17 protein-coding genes are annotated in these 19,280 nt (G+C 70.8%); 10 read left to right on the top strand and 7 right to left on the bottom strand.

The features are described 5' to 3' along the window. Nucleotides 1-9: 9 nt before the first annotated feature. Together AC6CQV_RS12765 and AC6CQV_RS12760 are read left to right on the top strand one after the other, a co-directional pair. Nucleotides 10-1,419, top strand: coding sequence for an ABC transporter ATP-binding protein (locus AC6CQV_RS12765; RefSeq protein ID WP_492492392.1), 1,410 nt, complete (start codon nt 10-12; stop codon nt 1,417-1,419). Beyond that, nucleotides 1,416-2,201: an energy-coupling factor transporter transmembrane component T family protein gene (locus AC6CQV_RS12760; RefSeq protein ID WP_498259665.1), complete on the top strand. Its 786-nt coding sequence runs from the start codon at nt 1,416-1,418 to the stop codon at nt 2,199-2,201. Before AC6CQV_RS12765 ends, AC6CQV_RS12760 begins: the two co-directional genes overlap by 4 nt. A 15-nt stretch (nt 2,202-2,216) precedes the next feature. Here the strand turns inward: AC6CQV_RS12760 and AC6CQV_RS12755 are convergent, their stop codons facing one another. Continuing rightward, a complete protein-coding gene (locus tag AC6CQV_RS12755) occupies nt 2,217-3,203 on the bottom strand; it encodes a sugar-binding transcriptional regulator (protein WP_101305417.1) in 987 nt (328 codons plus the stop codon). Nucleotides 3,204-3,358: 155 nt separating this feature from the next. Here AC6CQV_RS12755 and AC6CQV_RS12750 point away from each other — a divergent pair, with 155 nt between their 5' ends. The 7 genes from AC6CQV_RS12750 to AC6CQV_RS12720 all read left to right on the top strand — a co-directional run bounded on the left by AC6CQV_RS12750 (nt 3,359) and on the right by AC6CQV_RS12720 (nt 10,653). Beyond that, complete coding sequence (locus AC6CQV_RS12750) at nt 3,359-5,077, top strand: glycerol-3-phosphate dehydrogenase/oxidase (RefSeq protein WP_498259664.1); 1,719 nt, start codon at nt 3,359-3,361, stop codon at nt 5,075-5,077. A gap of 107 nt (nt 5,078-5,184) precedes the next feature. Next, on the top strand, nt 5,185-5,943 hold the full coding sequence (locus AC6CQV_RS12745) for an MIP/aquaporin family protein (RefSeq protein WP_060959286.1): 759 nt from the start codon (nt 5,185-5,187) through the stop codon (nt 5,941-5,943). Nucleotides 5,944-5,976: 33 nt separating this feature from the next. Next, complete coding sequence (gene glpK, locus AC6CQV_RS12740) at nt 5,977-7,491, top strand: glycerol kinase GlpK (protein WP_060959287.1); 1,515 nt, start codon at nt 5,977-5,979, stop codon at nt 7,489-7,491. 200 nt (nt 7,492-7,691) lie between these two features. Then, nucleotides 7,692-8,189 (top strand): hypothetical protein, encoded by a 498-nt coding sequence (locus AC6CQV_RS12735; RefSeq protein WP_498259663.1) that lies wholly within the window; start codon nt 7,692-7,694, stop codon nt 8,187-8,189. 96 nt (nt 8,190-8,285) lie between these two features. After that, nucleotides 8,286-9,047, top strand: coding sequence for an SDR family NAD(P)-dependent oxidoreductase (locus AC6CQV_RS12730; protein ID WP_498259662.1), 762 nt, complete (start codon nt 8,286-8,288; stop codon nt 9,045-9,047). Further along, nucleotides 9,044-9,829: an enoyl-CoA hydratase/isomerase family protein gene (locus tag AC6CQV_RS12725; RefSeq protein WP_498259661.1), complete on the top strand. Its 786-nt coding sequence runs from the start codon at nt 9,044-9,046 to the stop codon at nt 9,827-9,829. Before AC6CQV_RS12730 ends, AC6CQV_RS12725 begins: the two co-directional genes overlap by 4 nt. Beyond that, complete coding sequence (locus AC6CQV_RS12720) at nt 9,826-10,653, top strand: SDR family oxidoreductase (RefSeq protein WP_498259660.1); 828 nt, start codon at nt 9,826-9,828, stop codon at nt 10,651-10,653. The genes AC6CQV_RS12725 and AC6CQV_RS12720 overlap by 4 nt, the downstream gene beginning before the upstream one ends. Nucleotides 10,654-10,770: 117 nt before the next feature. Here AC6CQV_RS12720 and AC6CQV_RS12715 read toward each other — a convergent pair whose 3' ends face one another. The 6 genes from AC6CQV_RS12715 to AC6CQV_RS12690 form a co-directional block, all read right to left on the bottom strand. Beyond that, nucleotides 10,771-11,628 (bottom strand): Cof-type HAD-IIB family hydrolase, encoded by an 858-nt coding sequence (locus AC6CQV_RS12715; protein WP_498259659.1) that lies wholly within the window; start codon nt 11,626-11,628, stop codon nt 10,771-10,773. Between the two features lie 22 nt (nt 11,629-11,650). Continuing rightward, entirely contained in the window at nt 11,651-12,289 is a 639-nt protein-coding gene (locus AC6CQV_RS12710) for a LysE family translocator (RefSeq protein WP_101305423.1), read from the bottom strand. A 20-nt stretch (nt 12,290-12,309) separates the two neighbouring features. Continuing rightward, the gene (locus AC6CQV_RS12705) at nt 12,310-13,104 is read right to left on the bottom strand and encodes a Cof-type HAD-IIB family hydrolase (RefSeq protein ID WP_101305424.1); all 795 of its coding nucleotides are present in this window, start codon (nt 13,102-13,104) and stop codon (nt 12,310-12,312) included. Beyond that, nucleotides 13,101-14,522, bottom strand: a complete 1,422-nt coding sequence (locus AC6CQV_RS12700) for a glycoside hydrolase family 1 protein (RefSeq protein WP_498259658.1) — start codon at nt 14,520-14,522, stop codon at nt 13,101-13,103. The genes AC6CQV_RS12705 and AC6CQV_RS12700 overlap by 4 nt, the downstream gene beginning before the upstream one ends. 26 nt (nt 14,523-14,548) lie before the next feature. Then, nucleotides 14,549-16,417, bottom strand: coding sequence for a beta-glucoside-specific PTS transporter subunit IIABC (locus AC6CQV_RS12695; protein ID WP_498259657.1), 1,869 nt, complete (start codon nt 16,415-16,417; stop codon nt 14,549-14,551). Nucleotides 16,418-16,556: 139 nt separating this feature from the next. Continuing rightward, entirely contained in the window at nt 16,557-17,477 is a 921-nt protein-coding gene (locus tag AC6CQV_RS12690) for a PRD domain-containing protein (protein WP_082734122.1), read from the bottom strand. 179 nt (nt 17,478-17,656) lie between these two features. Between AC6CQV_RS12690 and AC6CQV_RS12685 the strand changes: the two genes are divergently transcribed. Beyond that, nucleotides 17,657-19,243 (top strand): peptide ABC transporter substrate-binding protein, encoded by a 1,587-nt coding sequence (locus AC6CQV_RS12685; protein WP_101305427.1) that lies wholly within the window; start codon nt 17,657-17,659, stop codon nt 19,241-19,243. Nucleotides 19,244-19,280 lie beyond the last annotated feature (37 nt).

The following is a 19,280-nucleotide window of genomic DNA, read 5'->3' as shown; positions in this document are numbered from 1 at the left end:
CGCTGGGCCGTGTCGGAGCTCGACCTCGACATCGAGCCGGGCCAGCACGTCCTGCTCCTCGGCGCGAGCGGCTCGGGCAAGTCGACGCTGCTGCGCGGGCTGGCCGGCGTGCTGGGCGATGCGGAGGACGGTGAGGATGCCGGTGCGCTCCTGATCGACGGCCACGCGCCCGCCGCGGTGCGCGGACGGGCGGGCCTGGTGCTCCAGGATCCCGATGCGCAGGTCGTGCTCGCCCGGGTGGGCGACGACGTCGCCTTCGCGTGCGAGAACCTCGGCGTCCCCGCCGACGAGATCTGGCGGCGGGTCGACGAGGCCCTCCGCGCCGTCGGCCTCGACGTGCCGCGCGACCACCCGACCGCCGCCCTCTCCGGCGGACAGAAGCAGCGGCTCGCGCTCGCCGGCGCCCTCGCGATGCGGCCCGGACTGCTGCTGCTGGACGAGCCGACGGCGAACCTCGATCCGGCCGGGGCCGTCGCCGTGCGCGACGCGGTCGTCGAGGCGGCGTCGCGCACGGGCGCCACGCTCGTCGTCGTGGAGCACCGCGTCGCGCTGTGGGCCGAGCACATCGACCGCGTCGTGGTGCTCGGATCAGACGGCGGGGTGCTCGCGGACGGGAGCGCCGAGCGCGTCTTCGGCGCGCACGGCGCGGCCTTGACCGAGGCGGGCGTCTGGGTGCCGGACGTCCCCGTCGTGATCGACCCCCGGCCGCGCACGGGCACGGGGGAGGTCCTGCTGAGCGCCGACGCCGTCGCGGTGGGCCGGCGCCCGTTCGGCGAGCGGATGCCGCGGATCGTCGCGGCCGGCATCGACGCCCGGCTGCGGGCCGGGCGGGCCCTGGCGATCACCGGGGCGAACGGGGCCGGGAAGTCGACGTTCGCGATGACCCTCGCGGGGCTCGTGCCCCCGGCATCCGGGACCGTGCGCGCGAGCGCCTCGCTCGCGGCTGGCACGGGGCGCGGCGACGCGCCCGTGCGCTGGCGCGCCCGCGATCTGCTGACCCGCATCGGCACGGTGTTCCAGGAGCCCGAGCATCAGCTGCTGACCACGCGTGTGCGCGACGAGCTGGCGGTGGGCCCCCGCGCCCTCGGGCTCTCCGCGTCCGAGGTCGCCGCGCGCGTGGAGCCGCTGCTCGAACGGCTGCGGCTGACGCGTCTCGCCGAGGTCAACCCGTTCACGCTCTCCGGCGGCGAGAAGCGGCGGCTCACGGTGGCCGCGACCCTCGCGAGCAGACCCCGCGTGCTGCTGCTGGACGAGCCCACCTACGGACAGGACGCCCGCACGTGGCGCGAGCTCGCCGACCTCGTCGACGAGCTGAGGGCAGCCGGCTCGGCGATCGCGTTCGTCTCCCACGACCCCGCGCTCGTGTCCGCGCTCGCCGACGAGACCCTGACCGTCGCCCGCCTCGGGAGCGGCGCATGAGCCTGTTCTCGCTCGACGTGGCGCGCAGTCCCCTGGCGCGCATCAACCCGGTGACCAAGCTCGCCGCGACCCTCGTGGTGACCATGACGCTGCTGCTGTCGATCGACCCGGTCTCGGCGGGCGTCACCCTCGCGGCGACCGTCGCGCTGTTGCCGCTGGCGCGGTTGCGGGCGCGGCAGCTCCTGCTGCGGCTGTGGCCGATCGCCGCGGCGGCGGCCATCGGCGCGGCGGCGACCGTGCTGTACGGCCGCGTGTCGGGTCAGGTGTACCTCGAGTGGGGGCTCGTGCGCATCAGCGACGGCTCGATCGCGCTGTCGCTGGCGATCCTGCTGCGCGTCCTCGCGATCGCGGTGCCGAGCGTCGTGCTGTTCGCCACGACCGATCCGACCGACCTCGCCGACGGGCTCGCCCAGATCGTGCGCCTGCCGCCGCGGTTCGTGCTGGGGGCGCTCGCGGGCCTGCGGATGGTCGGCCTCCTGATCGACGACTGGCGGGAGCTGTCGATGGCCCGTCGCGCCCGCGGCGTCGCCGACGACGGCCGCATCCGCCGCTTCCTGAGCCAGGCCTTCGCCCTGTTCGTCCTCGCCGTGCGCCGCGGCACCAAGCTCGCGACGGCCATGGAGGCCCGCGGGTTCGGCGCCGACACGGCCCGCACGTGGGCGCGCCCGTCGCGGATCTCGGGAGCCGACGCCGTCCTGCTGCTGATCGCCGTGGCGATCGCCGCGGCATCCGTCACCGCGGCCGTGCTCGCGGGGACCTGGGTCTTCGTCTTCAGCCTCTAGCCCGTCGCTGCGGAGTCAGCCGCGGCCCGCGGTGTGCGGCAGCTCCACGATGCGGCGGGCGAGCGCCTCCTCCACGACGAGCTCCGTGATCAGGCCCGCCGCGAGCGCCCCGCGCAGCGCATCGAGCTTCGACAGGCTCGACACGGCGCACAGGCGGCGCGGGATGCGGCGGATCACGTCGAACCCGGGACCGCTCGAGCGGTCGTTGAGCTCGATCCCCGAGGTCGATCCGTCCAGGCGGTAGAAGACCGTCGCGCAGTCGCCGACCACCCCGTCGCGCAGGAGCATCCGCAGATCCTCGCCCGTGAGGTACCCGCCTGCATAGACGTGCGAGGGCACGTCGGCCTGCGGTGAGCCGAGGCCGAAGACGAACACCTGCACCCGCGCCTGTGCCTCGACGACGCGACGGATCGCGCGCTCCCGCCAGAGCAGCTGCTTGGTGTGGGGGTCGTCGAACAGCGCCGGCACCGAGAACTGCTGCACGTCGCTGCCGAACGCCTGGCCGAACCGCTCCAGGATGGCGCCGGAGTAGCTGATGCCCGACGTCGACTCGTTGGCCGCGCCGTTCATCTGCACGATCTGGGACTCCTGCAGCCGCTTGGTGGGGAGGTGGCGGGCGATCGCCGAGACGGTGGCGCCCCACGCGATGCCGATGCTCGTCTGCGGGTCGAGGGTGGTCGACAGCACGTGCGCCGCCGTGCGCGCGGTGCGCTCGAGGCGCTCGGCGTCGGTCGAGCGGGGCGGGGTGCTGACGACGTGGACGGAGATGCCGAAGCGCTCGCCGAGGCGGCGGGCGACCACGCTGTTGGCCTCCTGGGGCGAGTGCACCGTGATCTCCACGAGTCCGATCTCCCGCGCGTGCGCGAGCAGGCGCGACACCGACGATCGCGACAGCTTCATCTCCGCGGCGATCTGCTCCATCGTCCGGTCCTGCACGTAGTAGAGCTGCGCCGCGTGGAGGGCGTCGCGCGCCCGCGCCTCGGGATCGATCTCGCCGGTCACGTGTCCTCCTCGTCGTGCACATCCGTGCACAGCACGCCTCGCGGTGCACGTATGTTCACGTGCGTTGCGCGTTCGTTCACCCAGGTCTCAGTGTAGATCGCGACCACCGTGAAAAACACGCGGCGAGACCACGCGAAGCCGCGGAAGGAAGAGCGATGACCGAGTCGATGGCGACCACCCGTCCGAACATCCAGGCGCTGCGAGAGCGCCCCCACGCCGAGGTCCTCATCATCGGAGGCGGGATCAACGGCATCGCGACGTTCCGCGACCTCGCCCTCCAGGGCGTCGACGTCGCGCTCGTCGAACGCGACGACTACGTCAGCGGCGCATCGTCCGCCTCCAGCCACATGGTGCACGGCGGGGTGCGCTACCTGGAGAACGGCGAGTTCCGCCTCGTGCGCGAGTCGGTCACCGAGCGCAACCGTCTCGTGCGCAACGCCCCGCACTTCGTGCGTCCGCTTCCCACCACCATCCCGATCCACCGCACGATCTCCGGCATCCTGACGGCGCCCTTCCGGCTGCTCGTCACCCACGGCCGCGGCAAGCCGCGCGAGCGCGGGGCGCTGCTGATCAAGCTCGGCCTGGTGATGTACGACACCTTCTCCCGCGACGGGGGCGCGGTGCCGCGTCACCGCTTCCACGGACGCCGGCGCTCCCGCGAGCTCTTCCCCGACCTCGACGACCGCTTCCGCTACACCGCGACCTACTACGACGCCTCGATGCACGACCCCGAGCGGCTCGCGCTCGACGTGCTGCGCGACGGCACCCGCGAGGAATCGGCACGGGCGGCGAACTACGCCCCCGTCGTCGGCGCGGACGGCTCGGCGGTGATCATCCGCGATGCCCTCACCGGCGACGAGTTCTCGTTCACGGCCGACGTCATCGTCAACACCAGCGGACCCTGGACCGACATCACCAACAGCGCACTGGGCGCCCCCACCCGCTTCATGGGCGGGACGAAGGGCTCGCACATCGTGCTCGACAACCCGGCGCTGCTGGAAGCCACGCGCGGCAACGAGATCTTCTTCGAGGCCGCCGACGGCCGCATCGTGCTGATCTACCCGCTCAAGGGCCGCGTCATGGTCGGCACGACCGACATCGACGCGGACCCCGCCCAGCCCACCGTCTGCACCGACGAGGAGATCGAGTACTTCTTCGACCTCATCGGCCAGGTGTTCCCCCGGATCGCGGTGGACCGGTCGCAGATCGTGTACACCTTCTCCGGCATCCGTCCCCTGCCCCGCCACGACGACGTCGCACCGGGCTTCGTCTCGCGCGACTACCGCATCGAGCGGGCGCGTCTCGGCGCCGTGCCGGTGCTCAGCCTCGTCGGCGGCAAGTGGACCACGTTCCGGGCCCTTGCCGAGCATCTGTCCGACGACGTGCTGACGGCCCTCGGCCGCACGCGCCGCATCTCGACGCTCGACCTGCCGATCGGCGGGGGAGCGGGCTACCCGCGCACCGAGGCGGATCGGGCGCGCTGGCTCGACGCGCACCGCGGAGCGCACACGAGCGCCTTCGCCGACCGGATGCTGGAGCGCTACGGCACGTACGCCTCCGAGGTGCTCGGCACGCTCCCGGTCGCGCAGCGCCCCCTCGAGCACGCACCCGGGTACTCCGCCGAGGAGATCGCCTTCCTCGCCGGCCGCGAAGAGGTCGTGAGCCTCATCGACCTCCTGCTGCGCCGCACCCACATCGCCTTCGTCGGCGGGGTGGGCGTGGAGACCCTCACCGAGGTCGCGGAGGCGGCCGCCCCGGCCCTCGGCTGGGACGATGAGGCCGTGCGGGCGCAGGTCGACGAGGCGGCCCGCGTGCTGCAGGAGCGCCATCGCATCGACGTCCGCACGTCCCACCTCGCCCCCTCGGGTCGGTGAGGATCCGACCGCCCAGCCCCGGCGCGGCCTGACGCCGGCAACCGATCAGGCCATCCCTCGCGCGGCGACGTCGCCCGCGGCATCCATGCAGAAAGGTCAATGCTGACATGCACGACATCAATCTCGGGCTCTACTTCGTGTCAGAGCTCGTCGGGACGGCGATGCTGCTCCTGCTCGGCGGTGGCGTGGTCGCCAACGTCATCCTCGCCAAATCCAAGGGATTCGGCGGCGGCACCCTGATGATCAACTGGGGCTGGGGTCTGGCGGTCTTCGCCGGTGTCCTCGTCTCGTCCTACTCCGGCGCGCAGCTGAACCCCGCCGTCTCGATCGCCCTGCTGATCGGGGGGAAGATCGGTGTCGCGCAGTTCTTCGTCGCCATCGCCGCCCAGCTGGTCGGCGCGTTCATCGGCGCGGTGCTGTGCTGGCTCGCCTACCGCCAGCACTTCGACGAGGAGCCCGACGCGGCGACCAAGCTCGGCGTGTTCTCCACCGGCCCCGCGATCCGCTCCTACGGCTGGAACCTCATCACCGAGATCATCGGCACCTTCGTCCTCGTGTTCGTCATCTTCGCGTTCGCCGACTACGGCGACGTCCAGATCGGCGTCCCCGGCGCCCTCGGCCCGCTGACCGCCGTGCCCGTCGCGCTCCTCGTGGTCGGCATCGGCGCCTCCCTCGGCGGCCCCACCGGGTACGCCATCAACCCCGCCCGCGACCTCGGCCCCCGCATCGCGCACGCGGTGCTGCCGATCAAGGGCAAGGGCTCCAGCGACTGGTCCTACGCGTGGGTCCCCGTCGTCGGTCCGCTCGTCGGCGGTACGCTTGCCGCGCTCGCCGCTCCGGTCCTGCTCCACCTCGCCCACGCCTGATCCCCATCCACACCCAGACAAGGACGTCACCTCATGAGTGAGTACATCATCGCCCTCGACCAGGGCACGACCTCCAGCCGCGCCATCGTGTTCGACAAGAAGGGCTCGATCGTCTCCGTCGGCCAGAAGGAGCACGAGCAGATCATGCCGCGCGCCGGCTGGGTCGAGCACGACCCGATCGAGATCCGCGACAACATGCGCGAGGTCATCGGCATCGCCCTCGGTCGCGCCAACCTCACCCGGCACGACATCGCGGCGGTCGGCATCACCAACCAGCGCGAGACCGCCGTCGTGTGGGACAAGAACACCGGCATCCCCGTCTACAACGCGATCGTGTGGCAGGACACCCGCACCCAGCCGATCGTCGACCGGATCGCCGGCGACGCCGGCGTCGACCGGTACAAGGACATCGTCGGCCTGCCGCTGGCGACCTACTTCTCGGGCACCAAGATCGTGTGGATCCTCGAGAACGTCGAGGGGGCGCGCGAGAAGGCCGAGGCGGGCGACCTCATCTTCGGCACGACCGACACCTGGGTGCTGTGGAACCTCACCGGCGGTCCCGACGGCGGCGTGCACGCGACGGATGTGACCAACGCCTCCCGGACGCTGTTCATGGACCTGAAGACGCTCGCATGGCGCGACGACATCCTCGCCGACTTCGGGGTGCCGCGCTCGATGATGCCGGAGATCCGCTCCTCCAGCGAGGTCTACGGCGAGGCGCGCGACACGTCGCTGCTGCGGGAGACCCCCGTCGCCGGCATCCTCGGCGACCAGCAGGCGGCGACGTTCGGCCAGGCGGCCTTCGACGCGGGCGAGAGCAAGAACACCTACGGCACCGGCAACTTCCTCATCTTCCAGACGGGGACCGAGATCGTGAAGTCGGAGAACGGCCTGCTCACCACCGTCGGCTACAAGCTGGGCGACGAGCCGGCCCACTACGCCCTCGAGGGATCGATCGCCGTCACCGGCTCGCTGATCCAGTGGCTGCGCGACCAGCTGGGCATCATCTCGTCCGCGCCCGAGGTGGAGGAGCTCGCCGCGAAGGTGGAGGACAACGGCGGCGTGTACTTCGTGCCCGCCTTCTCGGGCCTGTTCGCGCCCTACTGGCGTCCCGACGCCCGTGGCGCCATCGTCGGCCTCACCCGCTTCGCGAACCGCAACCACATCGCCCGCGCCGCCCTGGAGGCGACCGCCTTCCAGACGCGCGAGGTGCTGGATGCCGTCAACGCGGACTCCGGCGTCGACCTCACGGAGCTCAAGGTCGACGGCGGCATGATCGCCAACGACACGCTCATGCAGTTCCAGGCGGACATCCTGGGCGTCCCGGTCGTGCGTCCCGTCGTCGCCGAGACGACCGCGCTGGGCGCCGCGTACGCCGCCGGGCTCGCCGTGGGGTTCTGGAACGACCTCGACGAGCTGCGGGCGAACTGGCAGGAGGACAAGCGCTGGACGCCGAACGACGACGTCGCCGAGCGCGAGCGCCAGCTGCGACTGTGGAAGAAGGCCGTCACGAAGTCGATGGACTGGGTGGACGCCGACGTGAACTGATCTCGCTCAGCGCGATAGCCTGATCGGGGTCGCATGCGGTCGCCTCTCGTGAGGCTTCACCACCGCATGCGGCCCCGATTTCGCGTATCGGCGCGGGGCGGTCAGGTCGCGTTCCAGAGGTGGCGGGAGAACCGCAGGCGCTCGGCACGGCATCCATCCTGCCTCTCGCGCCCGCCGCGGCGTCCATGGTGAGATGGGCTGTGCCCACCTCTGTCGCCCGCCGTGTCGGCGTGCTCACCGCTCTCGACGACGCCGACGGGCCGGCTGTCGCCCTCGGGGATGCCGCGGCCCGCCATGTCCGCCTGCGCGCCGACGGCCTGCAGCCCGCGCTCGGCGACGCGCCCGCGGGCTTCGTGCCCTGGGCGCAGGTGCGGGCGGTCGTCGCCGAGGTGCCGACGACGTGGTGGCCGCATCCCGCGCTCGGCGACACCCTCGTGCCGCTGATCGAGGGCATCTTCGGCGGCTCGTCGGGAGAGATAGCCGAGACGCCGACCTTTCCCGTCCGGGTCACCACCGACGACGGGGCGGTCCTGGAGTGGCGAGCGACGCCGCACTACCTCTCCGGCTATCGGCGGCGGGATGCCGCGGTGGCCCGGCGCCTCGTCGATCACCTGGTCGCCGCGCCGGAGGCACGCGTGCTGCTCGCCCGTCCCGACGAGCTGTTGGCACGGCTGGGGGAGATCCTCCGAGCGCACTGAGAGAGCGTGCTGACACCTGGTACCGCGTATGCTGGCACTCAGTAGCACCTCTCGTCGCTGAGCGGCGGGAGCGGCCCGGACTTCGAAGGAGAATCCATGGACATCGCCGGCGCATCCGCGCTCGTCACCGGCGGGGCCAGCGGCCTCGGCCTCGCCACCGCCCGCCGTCTGAGCGACGCCGGCGCCCACGTCGTGATCGTCGATCTCGGCGCCTCTGCCGGGGCCGAGCGGGCCGCGGAACTCAGCGGCACCTTCGTGGCGGCCGACGTCACCGACCCGACGCAGATCGCCGCCGCCGTCGAGACGGCCGCCGCGCAGGGGCCGCTGCGGGTCGTCGTCAACTGCGCCGGCATCGCCCCACCCGCCAAGGTGCTCGACCGCGACGGCCTCCCCACTGACCTCGCCCACTTCGAGCGCATCGTGCGCGTCAACCTCATCGGCACCTACAACGTGATCGCGCAGGCCTCCGCCGCCATCGCGAAGACGGAGCCCACCGACGGCGGCGATCGCGGCGTCATCGTCAACACCGCCTCGGTGGCGGCCTTCGACGGGCAGATCGGCCAGCCCGCCTACTCCGCGAGCAAGGGCGGTGTGCACGCCATGACGCTGCCGATCGCCCGCGAGCTCGCGCGCCACGGCATCCGCGTCGTCACGATCGCCCCCGGCATCATGGAGACGCCCATGCTCGCGGGCCTGCCCGAGGCGGCGCAGCAGAGCCTCGGTCAGCAGGTGCCCTACCCCGCCCGCCTCGGCCGGCCCGACGAGTACGCGAGCCTCGTCGCGGAGATCGTCCGCAACGGCTACCTCAACGGCGAGACCATCCGCCTCGACGGCGCGATCCGGATGGCGCCGAAATGACCGCCTCGATCATCCACACCCGCGACGGCGCGCTCGCGCGGCTCACGTTCAACCGGCCCGCATCGCTGAACGCGATGGGCTTCGACATGGGCACGCGCTGGCGCGACCTCGCCCACGAGATCACGGCGGACCCGTCGGTCGGCGCCGTGCTCCTGGATGCCGCGGGCCCGGCGTTCTGCGCGGGCGGCGATGTCGTCGAGATGGCCGCCTCCGGCTCGAGCGGCGCCGACATCACCGCGATGGCGCACGTGATCCACGACGGCATCCGCACCTTCGTCGAGTCCGGGATCCCGATCGTCGCGGCGGTGCAGGGCGCCGTCGCCGGCGGCGGACTCGGGCTCATGCTGACCGCCGACTACATCGTCGCCGGCGACCGTGCCCGCTTCGTCAGCAAGTACGCGAACATCGGCCTCACCCCCGACCTCGGCGTCTCGACGCTGCTGCCGGCGGCGATCGGGCAGACCCGCGCGTTGCGGATGCTCCTCGACGACCTGACCATCGACGCCGCGACGGCGCTGGAGTGGGGGCTGGTCACCGAGGTCGCGGACGACCCGGCCGCCCGCGCCGAGCAGATCGCGCGCCTCTGGCTCGACGGCGCGACCGCCGCCTTCGGACAAGCCAAGCGGCTCGTGCGCGCCGGCGCGCGCCGCCGCTTCGCCGACAACCTCGACGATGAGGCGCGCACCATCGGCGCGAGCTTCGACACCCCGGATGCCGCAGCGCGCGTCGCCGCGTTCGCCGCGGCCTCCGCCAAGACCACGCACGACAGGGGACACGCATGACACTGGCCGGCAAGACCATCCTCATGTCCGGCGGCAGCCGCGGCATCGGCCTCGCGATCGCACTGCGCGCCGCCCGCGACGGCGCGAACATCGCCCTCCTGGCCAAGACCGACACCCCGCATCCGAAGCTCGAGGGCACGGTCCACTCGGCCGCCGAGGCGATCGAGGCCGCGGGCGGTCGGGCGCTGCCGATCGTCGGCGACGTGCGCAACGACGACGACATCACGGCCGCCGTCCTGAAGACGCAGGGGGAGTTCGGCGGCATCGACATCGTCGTCAACAACGCGTCGGTCATCGACCTGTCGGGGTCGATCGAGCTCGCCGCCAAGAAGTACGACCTCATGCAGGACGTCAACGTCCGCGGCACGTTCATGCTCAGCCGTGCGGCGGTGCCGATCCTCAAGGATGCCGAGAACCCGCACATCCTGTCGCTGTCGCCGCCGCTGAACATCACGCCGCGCTGGCTGGGCGCCCATACCGGCTACACGCTGGCGAAGTACGGCATGACGATGGCCACGCTGGGGATCGCCGCGGAGTTCGCGCGCGACGGCATCGCGGCGAACACCCTGTGGCCCGAGACGACGATCGCGACGGCGGCCGTGCAGTTCGCGCTCGGCGGCGACCGGATGATGAAGGTCAGCCGCACGCCCGAGGTCTACGTCGACGCCGCGTACGAGGTGCTGATCCGCCCGGCGCGTGAGCGCACCGGTCAGACGCTCATCGTCGAGCAGGTGCTGCGGGAGGCTGGGGTGACGGACTTCTCCCGCTACGCGGCGACACCGGGCACGCCCGACGACGAGCTGTTCCCCGACATCTTCCTCTGAGCTCGGCGTTTCGACTCGTCGCTGCGCTCCTCTGCGTTTCGACTCGTCGCTGCGCTCCTCTGCGTTTCGACTCGTCGCTGCGCTCCTCGCTCAACGACCGGGGGAGAGCGACCCCGGTCAGATCAGGCCGAGGCGGGCCAGCGTGTTGCCGACCCCGTCCTCGAGCACGCCGGTGGTGACCAGATCGGCCATCGCCTGCAGCTCGGGATCGGCGCCGCCCATCGCGACGGCGGTGCCCACGACCTGGAACATCTCGACGTCGTTCCAGCTGTCACCGATGCCGACCGCGTCCGCGGCATCCATGCCGAGCACCTCCAGCACCTCGAGGATCGCCGCGCCCTTGTTGACGCCCTGCTGGCAGATCTCGCCGTTCGAGCCCCCGGGCAGCGGGATCGATCCCGGGATGACGTGGAACTCGTCGCCGAGCTGTTCGGCCGCGCGCGACAGCGTGTCGCTCGCGGTGCTGAGGAACGTCGCCTTCACGACCGTGTCGAGGTCGACCTCGTCGAGCGGACGGTAGTGGTTCAGCAGGGCCAGATCCTCCGTCTCCGCCGCGTGCTCGCCGCGCGGGTCGACCGGCGGGTGGGCGCGCAGGAAGCGCTGCGCGTGCTCGAGCACGCCGGGGCTCACGTAGACGCTGCGATCGGTCTGCAGGAAGTAGTGCGCGCCCTGCTCCTCGAAGTAGGCGACCATGCGGTCCACGAGCGGACGGGGCATGAGGTGGGCCACGATCTGCTCGTCGCCGCGCACGGCGAACGCCCCGCCGTTGGTGATGGCACCGTCCACCTCGATCTCGCGGACGCGGGGGTTGATGTCGCCGGCCGATCGTCCCGTGCAGAGGTAGACGAGGTGGCCGTTCGCGCGGGCGGTCGCGATGGCGACCGGCGTGGAGGGGGACATCCGGGCCCCGTGTTCGAGGATGGTCCCGTCGATGTCGATGAAGACGATCCGGCGGCGCGAAGGGGGAGGAGTCACCCCTCCATTGTCCCCGGATCCGTCAGTGCTTCGGGCCCGTCACCAGCAGGATGCCGCCCAGGCCGATCATGAGCCCACCGCCCGTCGCCGTCAGTCTCTCGATGCGCTTCGGCGAGCGGGCGAACCAGGCGCGCGCCGCGGCGGCGGCGAGCACCCAGATCGAGTCGGAGACGAGGGCGAGGACGGCGAACACGACGCCCAGCTCCATGAGCTGCAGCGGCACCGATCCGGCGTGCAGGTCGACGAACTGCGGGAGGACGGCGACGAAGAAGGCGATGGTCTTCGGGTTGGTGATGCCGACGACGAAGCCCTGCCAGAGCTGTCGGCCGTGGCCGGTGGGCAGCCGGGTCGGATCGGGAGCGCTCGCGGCATCCTTGCGGTGACGGATGGCCTGGATGCCGAGGTACACGAGGTACAGCGAGCCCGCGATCTTCAGCACCGTGAACAGCACCACCGACTGCGCCACGACACCGCCCACCCCGACGGCGACGAGCGCGACGATCGGGATGAGCGCGAGGCTCACCCCGGCGACGCTCAGCAGCCCGCCGGTGCGTCCCAGTGCGAGGGTGCGACCGACGGAGAAGAGCACCGCCGGGCCCGGGATGAGGATCAGGACGAGGGCGGCCAGCGTGAACGCCAGGAGGTTGTCGAACGGCACCATGGCGTCAGTGTACGACCGCGTCAGATCAGCCCGTTGCGGCGGAACGCGGTGCGCAGACCGTCCTCGTCGATCGCCGTCGTCACCTGATCGGCCAGCGCCTTCACGCCGTCGACGGCGTTTCCCATCGCGATGGAGGTGCCCACGACCGCGAACATCTCCGCGTCGTTCCAGTTGTCGCCGATGCCGACGGCGTCGTCCGGGTCGAGGTCGAGCTCGCGCAGCAGCGCCTGGATCGCCGCGCCCTTGTGCACGCCGCGCGGCGCGACCTCGCCCGAGGCGGCGAAGGCGACGGGGATGGTCCCGCCGACGACCTCGAAGTCCTCCGCGAGCTCGGTGAGCGCGCGGGCGGCGGCATCCTCGTCGTCGGTGAGGAAGACGAGCTTCGCGATGAGGGTGTCGTCGACCTGAGCGTCGTCGTGGAACGACTTGGACGGGAAGCCCGCCGCCGTGAACCGCTCCGCGAGCAGCTCCGCCAGGCCCTCCGAGGCGAACAGGCCGTCGTACGACTGGAAGTAGCCGTGCAGGCCGGTGCTCGCCAGATAGTCACGCAGGCGCGCCACCTCCTCCGGCGTGAACAGCGTCGCCGAGACGATCCGCTCGCCCAGGCTGGCGAAGGCGCCGCCGTTGGTGACGGCGCCGTCGAAGCCGATGTCCATCAGCTCGGCGTGCAGCTCCGCCGTCCCGCGGCCCGTGCTCAGGAACACCAGGTGTCCCCGAGCGCGGGCCGCGCGGATGGCCTCGACCGCGGACGGCGGGATGTGCCGTCCGTCCTGCAGGATCGTCCCGTCGACGTCGAGGAAGATCGCACGGGTCATGCGCTCAGCGCACCGCCGTTCGTGCGGATGACCTCGGCGTACCAGGCGAACGACTTCTTCTTGTGGCGGTCGAGCGTGCCGGAGCCGTCGTCGTTGCGGTCGACGTACACGAAGCCGTAGCGCTTGCTCAGCTGCGCGGTGGATGCCGAGACGAGGTCGATGCAGCCCCACGTCGTGTAGCCGAGCACGTCCACGCCGTCGGCGATCGCCTCGCCGACCTGCACCAGGTGGTCGTTCAGGTAGGCGATGCGGTAGTCGTCGGCGACCGTCTTGACGCCGTCGATCTCGACCAGCTCGTCCTTCGCGCCCAGACCGTTCTCGACGATGAACAGCGGCTTCTGCCACCGGTCCCAGAACTGGTTGAGCACGATGCGCAGCCCCACGGGGTCGATCTGCCAGCCCCACTCGCTCGCCTCGAGCGTGGGGTTGGGCACGCCGCCCATGATGTTGCCCTCACCGGCGACCTTCTTGGCGGGGTCGGCGGTCGCGGCGACCGACATGTAGTAGCTGAACGACACGAAGTCGACCGTGTTGCGGAGATCCTCGCGGTCCTCGTCGGTGATCTCCAGCTCGATGCCCTTCTCGCGGAGGGTCCGCAGGAAGTAGCCCGGGTAGGCGCCGCGCGTGTGCACGTCGCCGTAGACCAGGTTCGAGTGGTCGAAGTCCATGACCGCCAGCGCGTCGGCGGGCGACGGGGTCAGCGGGTAGACCGGCATCGACAGCACCATGCAGCCGATCTGCGCGTTCGGTGCGACCTCCCGCGCGATGCGGGTGGCGCGTGCCGACGCGACCAGCTCGTGGTGCATGGCCTGGTAGAGCGTCTGCTCGCTGAGCTCGTTCTTCGGCGTGTTGATGCCGCCCGACATGAAGGGGGCGTGCAGGAGCGAGTTGATCTCGTTGAACGTCAGCCAGTACTTCACGCGGGCGCCGAAGCGCTCGAAGAGCGTGCGGGCGTAGCGCTCGTAGAACCCGATGAGGCGGCGGTCGGTCCACCCGTCGTACGTCTCGGCGAGGTGCAGCGGCGTCTCGTAGTGGGAGATCGTCACGAGCGGCTCGATGCCGTACTTCTCCAGCTCGTCCAGGAGGCGGTCGTAGAACGCGAGTCCCGCTTCGTTGGGCTCGGTCTCGTCGCCGTTCGGGAAGATGCGGCTCCACGCGATCGAGAACCGGTACGTCTTGAACCCCATCTCGGCGAAGAGGGCGATGTCCTCCGCGTAGCGGTGGTAGTGGTCGATGCCGACGAGCTTGAGGTTGTCCGGCGTCGGCGCGGCCGTGCGGGGGCCGACGATGCCCCGGGGCATGACGTCCTGGACGGACAGCCCCTTGCCGTCGGCGTCGTAGGCGCCTTCGAGCTGGTTGGCGGCGGTGGCGCCGCCCCAGAGGAAGCCGTCGGGGAAGGCGGGTGCGGTGGTGGTCATGGTGGTTCTCCTTACGTCGCCGGGGGTCACTTCGTCGCCGCGACCGAGTCGACCGAGACCGCGGTGAACAGCGGCTCGCCGTGCGCGATCGGGCCCGACGCGGCATCCGCGACAGCCGGGTAGAGGTCGGGGTTGGTGACGATGACCGGGGTGGTGAGGTCGTACCCGGCCTTCTCGATGGCGTCGCCGTCGAACTCGACGAGCAGATCGCCGGCGGACACCTGCTGGCCGGTCGTGACCTTCACCGAGAAGTGCGCGCCGCCGAGCTTGACGGTGTCGAGGCCGATGTGGATCAGCACCTCGGTGCCGTCGGCGTGGCGCAGCCCGAACGCGTGGCCGGTCGGGAAGGCCGCGACCACGGTGCCGTCGAACGGGGCGTACACGGCGCCCGAGCGCGGCTGGATCGCGACGCCCTGACCGAGCGCGCCGTCGGCGAAGGCGGCGTCGGCCACCTCAGTGAGCGGGATGACGGTGCCGTCGATCGGCGAGAGCACCGTGACGTCGTTGGCGGCGGCGGGGGCCGGAGCCTCCGTCGCGGCGTCCTCGGCGGGCTCCTTGAAGCCGATGAGCACGACCAGCAGGAACGGGAGCACGATCGCCACGAGCAGGCCGAGGCCCAGCATCACCATGTTGCCGTTGCCGAGCAGCCCGGTCACGGCCAGACCCGAGGGGACGACGAACGACTTCGAGAACACGCCGCCGAGGGCGATGATCGCGCCGCCGATCGCGCCGCCGACGATGCCGAAGGCGAACGGCCGCTTGAGGGGGAGGTTGAGGCCGTAGATCGCCGGCTCGGTGATGCCCGCGAGGAAGCCCGACAGGGTGGCGGGGGCGGCGAGCGACTTGAGGTTCTTGTTGCGCGCACGCACCCACACGCCCGCGACGGCACCGGCCTGCGCAAGGACGGCCGCGAACACGGGGCCGAGCAGCAGGATCTGGCCGGTCGTCTGGAACTCCACCTGGAAGACGGGAACGAGGCCCCAGTGCAGACCGAAGATGACGAAGACCTGCCACAGGCCGCCCATGATCGCGCCGCCGGCCCACGGGGCGACATCCCACACCCAGCTGACCGCGTTGCCGACGCCCTGCGAGAGCAGGTCGGAGATCGGGCCGATGACGACGAACACCAGCGGCACGGCGATGAGCACGACGATCATCGGGGTGACGAAACGGCGGATCGCGGCGGGGAGCTTCGCGTAGAGGAACTTCTCGGCGTGCGACTGCAGCCACACGACGATGATGATGGGGATGACGCTCGAGACGTAGCTCACCATCGTGAAGGGGATGCCGAAGAACGTGAGGTCGGGGGCTCCGTTCGCCGCGACCACCGTCGGGTAGACGAGGGCGCCGGCGATCGCGAGCGAGGTCCACTCGTTGGCCTTGAAGTAGCGCGCCGCGGTGATCGAGAGCACCATCGGCAGGAAGTTGATGAACGCGTCCGAGAGCGCGTTGAGCACGAGGTAGGTCGAGGAGGTGGCGTCGATCCAGCCGAACGTGGCGGCGGCCGACAGGAACGCCTTCAGCAGGCCGGTGCCGGCGAGGGTCCACAGCACGGGGGTGAAGATCGCCGAGATCATCGAGATGAACCGGTTGAACAGGTTGCCCTTCGGCCCGGTGTCCTCGGCCGCGGCGTCGTGACCCCCGCCGAAGCGGGAGACCTTGCCGATCTCGGCGAACACCTCGGGCACGTCGTTGCCGATGACCACCTGGTACTGGCCGCCCGCCTGGGCGACGGTGATGACGCCCGGGGTGGCCTTGACCGCCGCGGCATCCGCCTTGCTCTCGTCCTTGAGGACGAAGCGCAGACGTGTCGCGCAGTGCACGAGCGAGCTGACGTTGTCTTCGCCGCCGACGCCGGCGAGCACGCCGGCCGCGGTCTTCGCGTAATCCGCCATCGGATTCGCCTTTCCTTGTGTGTGGAAGGCCCGGGCACCTCTGCCCGGGCAACAAAAAAACCTGGACTCGATGAGTGCCGAAGCTCTCGGTGAGTCCAGGTTTCGCCCGCTGATGCGGTAACGATCCAGGGATCTGCGATCAAGTTACCACAGGGTCGGGTTCAGCGCCAGGGGCGATCTGACTCTTCAGGCGCTCGACGTGGACGATGAGGTACAGCAGTTCCTCGTCGGTCAGCTCCGACCCGGTCGCGCCGCCGACGTACGCCTTGACCTCCTCGGCGATGGCGTACGAGCGCGGGTAGCTGTGCTTGGCGAACTCGAAGAACGAGGTGTCGCCGCTCGCGAGCATGGTGCGGCTCACGAGCCGCTGCAGCAGGAACTGCACGTGCAGGATGAACCGCGCGTAGTCGGGGCCGTCGACGTCCAGGCGCACGCCGAGGGAGTGCTCCACCACCTCGACCACGTGCTGCACGCGGCGGAACAGCAGTGCGGCCGTGCCGTTGGGCTCGTCGCGGGTGGCGTTGAGCAGGTGCATCGTGAGGAACACCGCCTCCTCGGCGGGAAGCTCGCGGTCCAGGCTCGTCGCGATCGATCCCGCCATGTGCTCGGCGGCGGCGAACTCCTGGGGGTGGAGCACGCGAAGCTCGGGCATCGAGGTCGTGGTGATCCGCATCCCCTTGTCCAGCCGCTCGATCACGTAGGCGACGTGGTCGATGACGGCGATCGTGAACCGCCGTCCCAGATCGCGGCCGAGTCGGCGCTCGGCCTCGTCGACCGCCCGCGTGGCGGCCTCGACGATGGGATACGGGACGTCGGTGAGCAGGCGCCGCTCCCGCTCGCCGTCCGCGCCGGTGTCGAGGATGAACGTCTTCTCCACCTTGGCGGGGTCGAGCACGTCGGCCGGCTTCAACCCGAAGGCGAGCCCCCGTCCCATCAGCACGCGCTCCCGCCCCGACTCGTCGACGGCGATCACGACGTTGTTGTTGAGCACCTTGTGCACCGGGACGGCGTGCGTCGCGGGGGTGCGCCGAGCGGATGCCGCGGCGTCGGGGGTGCTCATGTGGAGAAGTCTAGAAGTCGCGCCGCCGACCGCTCCGACGATTTCGTGGTTGTAAAGGTTTCATTACGTACTGAAAGTTCGAAAGCTTTCGCCTCTACTGTGTGGGTATCTCGCCGGTCCTGCTCCTCGCCGGTGAGGCGCAGCACCTCACCCGTCCCGCAACCCGCAATGAGGAAACCATGAACAAGAGGCTCCTGGCCGCGGCGGCCACGGTCGTCGCCGCCGCCCTCGCACTGTCCGCCTGCAGTGCGACACCGTCCGATTCCGGCGCGGATCAGAAGAAGGAGATCCGCGTCGCCTCCACCGACCCGCAGCTGATCGTCCCGGGCCGCCAATCCGTCGCCTACGACGTGAACATGGCGGTGTGGGCGCCGCTCGCGTTCCTGAACTCCGACGGCTCGCTCGAGTACGTCCAGGCCCAGTCCATCGAGTCCCAGGACGCCACGACCTGGACCGTCACCCTGCGCGAGGGCTGGACCTTCCAGGACGGCACCCCCGTGACGGCGCAGAGCTACGTCGACTCGTGGAACGCGGTGGCGTACGGTCCGAACGCGTTCGAGAACTCCGGACAGCTGGCCAACATCGTCGGCTACGCCGACCTCAATCCGGCATCCGGCACCCCGTCCACGACCGAGATGTCCGGACTGAAGGTCGTCGACGACCTCACCTTCACGGTGACCCTCATCGGTCCCGACAGCCAGTTCCCGCTGCAGGTGACGCAGGCGCAGACCGCGATGTTCCCGATGCCCGCCTCGGCGTTCGCGGACTTCACCGCCTACAACACGCATCCGGTCGGCAACGGTCCCTTCCAGTTCGCGCAGGACTACGTCGAGAACGAGCCGATCGTCCTCGACGCCTACAGCGGCTACAAGGGCGACAAGCCCACGATCGACCGCATCACGTTCGTGCCCTACACCGACAGCGAGACCGCCTACACCGACGTCCTCGCCGGCAACCTCGACGTCGCGGGGGTCCCCGCCTCCAAGCTCACGCAGGCGTCGGCCGACTTCGGGCAGCGTCTGTACTCGTTCGAGGCGCCCGGCATCTCGTTCCTGGGTCTGCCCCTGTGGAACTCCGCCTACCAGGACGTGCGTGTGCGCGAGGCGATCTCCATGGCGATCGACCGCGAGGCGATCATCGACGTGATCTACGGCGGCACGTACGCCCCGGCGACGGCGTGGACGCCGGCCATCGAGCCCGGCACGCCCACCGGGATCTGCGGCGACTACTGCTCCTTCGACCCCGAGGCGGCCAAGGCGCTGCTGGCCGAGGCCGGCGGGTTCTCGGGCCCGATGGAGATCTACTACCCCGGTGGCGGCGGACTGGACCCGCTCTACCAGGCGATCGCGAACCAGCTCCGACAGAACCTGGGGATCGACGCGACGGCCACCCCGAGCGCCGACTGGGCCGAGTTCCTGCAGAACCGCAACGACGAGAACATCACCGGTCCGTTCTTCTCGCGGTGGGGCGCCCTCTACCCCAGCCAGCAGGCGACGCTGCGCGTCTTCTTCATCAAGGGCGGCGGCTGCACCAACTGCATCCCCTGGTACAGCGACGAGGTCGCCTCGGCGATGACCGCCGCCGACGCCGATCTGTCCACCGACGGCTCCGCCTACGCCGCCGTGCAGCAGATCATCCAGAAGGAGTTCCCGGCGGTGCCGCTCTTCTTCGAGAAGTACTCCTACGTCACCTCCCCGCGCGTCGCACAGCTCGTCACCTCGCCGGTGGGCAACCCCACCTACCGGTCGATCGTCCTCACCGAATGACGGTCGGGGTGCGGAGCGTCCCGCCCGACGCTCCGCA

It is taken from the genome of Microbacterium sp. EG9, from assembly GCF_059759475.1.
Note: the sequence above shows the minus strand (reverse complement) of the source record. Positions and strands in the feature narration are given on the sequence as shown.

What these genes read in the sequence shown, in the direction of transcription:
- AC6CQV_RS12695 (WP_498259657.1), bottom strand. Translation starts at nt 16,417, where the DNA reads ATGGCGGATTACGCGAAGACCGCGGCCGGCGTGCTCGCCGGCGTCGGC.
- AC6CQV_RS12730 (WP_498259662.1), top strand. Translation starts at nt 8,286, where the DNA reads ATGGACATCGCCGGCGCATCCGCGCTCGTCACCGGCGGGGCCAGCGGC.
- AC6CQV_RS12745 (WP_060959286.1), top strand. Translation starts at nt 5,185, where the DNA reads ATGCACGACATCAATCTCGGGCTCTACTTCGTGTCAGAGCTCGTCGGG.
- AC6CQV_RS12710 (WP_101305423.1), bottom strand. Translation starts at nt 12,289, where the DNA reads ATGGTGCCGTTCGACAACCTCCTGGCGTTCACGCTGGCCGCCCTCGTC.
- AC6CQV_RS12705 (WP_101305424.1), bottom strand. Translation starts at nt 13,104, where the DNA reads ATGACCCGTGCGATCTTCCTCGACGTCGACGGGACGATCCTGCAGGAC.
- AC6CQV_RS12685 (WP_101305427.1), top strand. Translation starts at nt 17,657, where the DNA reads ATGAACAAGAGGCTCCTGGCCGCGGCGGCCACGGTCGTCGCCGCCGCC.
- glpK (WP_060959287.1), top strand. Translation starts at nt 5,977, where the DNA reads ATGAGTGAGTACATCATCGCCCTCGACCAGGGCACGACCTCCAGCCGC.
- AC6CQV_RS12720 (WP_498259660.1), top strand. Translation starts at nt 9,826, where the DNA reads ATGACACTGGCCGGCAAGACCATCCTCATGTCCGGCGGCAGCCGCGGC.
- AC6CQV_RS12725 (WP_498259661.1), top strand. Translation starts at nt 9,044, where the DNA reads ATGACCGCCTCGATCATCCACACCCGCGACGGCGCGCTCGCGCGGCTC.
- AC6CQV_RS12760 (WP_498259665.1), top strand. Translation starts at nt 1,416, where the DNA reads ATGAGCCTGTTCTCGCTCGACGTGGCGCGCAGTCCCCTGGCGCGCATC.
- AC6CQV_RS12690 (WP_082734122.1), bottom strand. Translation starts at nt 17,477, where the DNA reads ATGAGCACCCCCGACGCCGCGGCATCCGCTCGGCGCACCCCCGCGACG.
- AC6CQV_RS12700 (WP_498259658.1), bottom strand. Translation starts at nt 14,522, where the DNA reads ATGACCACCACCGCACCCGCCTTCCCCGACGGCTTCCTCTGGGGCGGC.
- AC6CQV_RS12750 (WP_498259664.1), top strand. Translation starts at nt 3,359, where the DNA reads ATGACCGAGTCGATGGCGACCACCCGTCCGAACATCCAGGCGCTGCGA.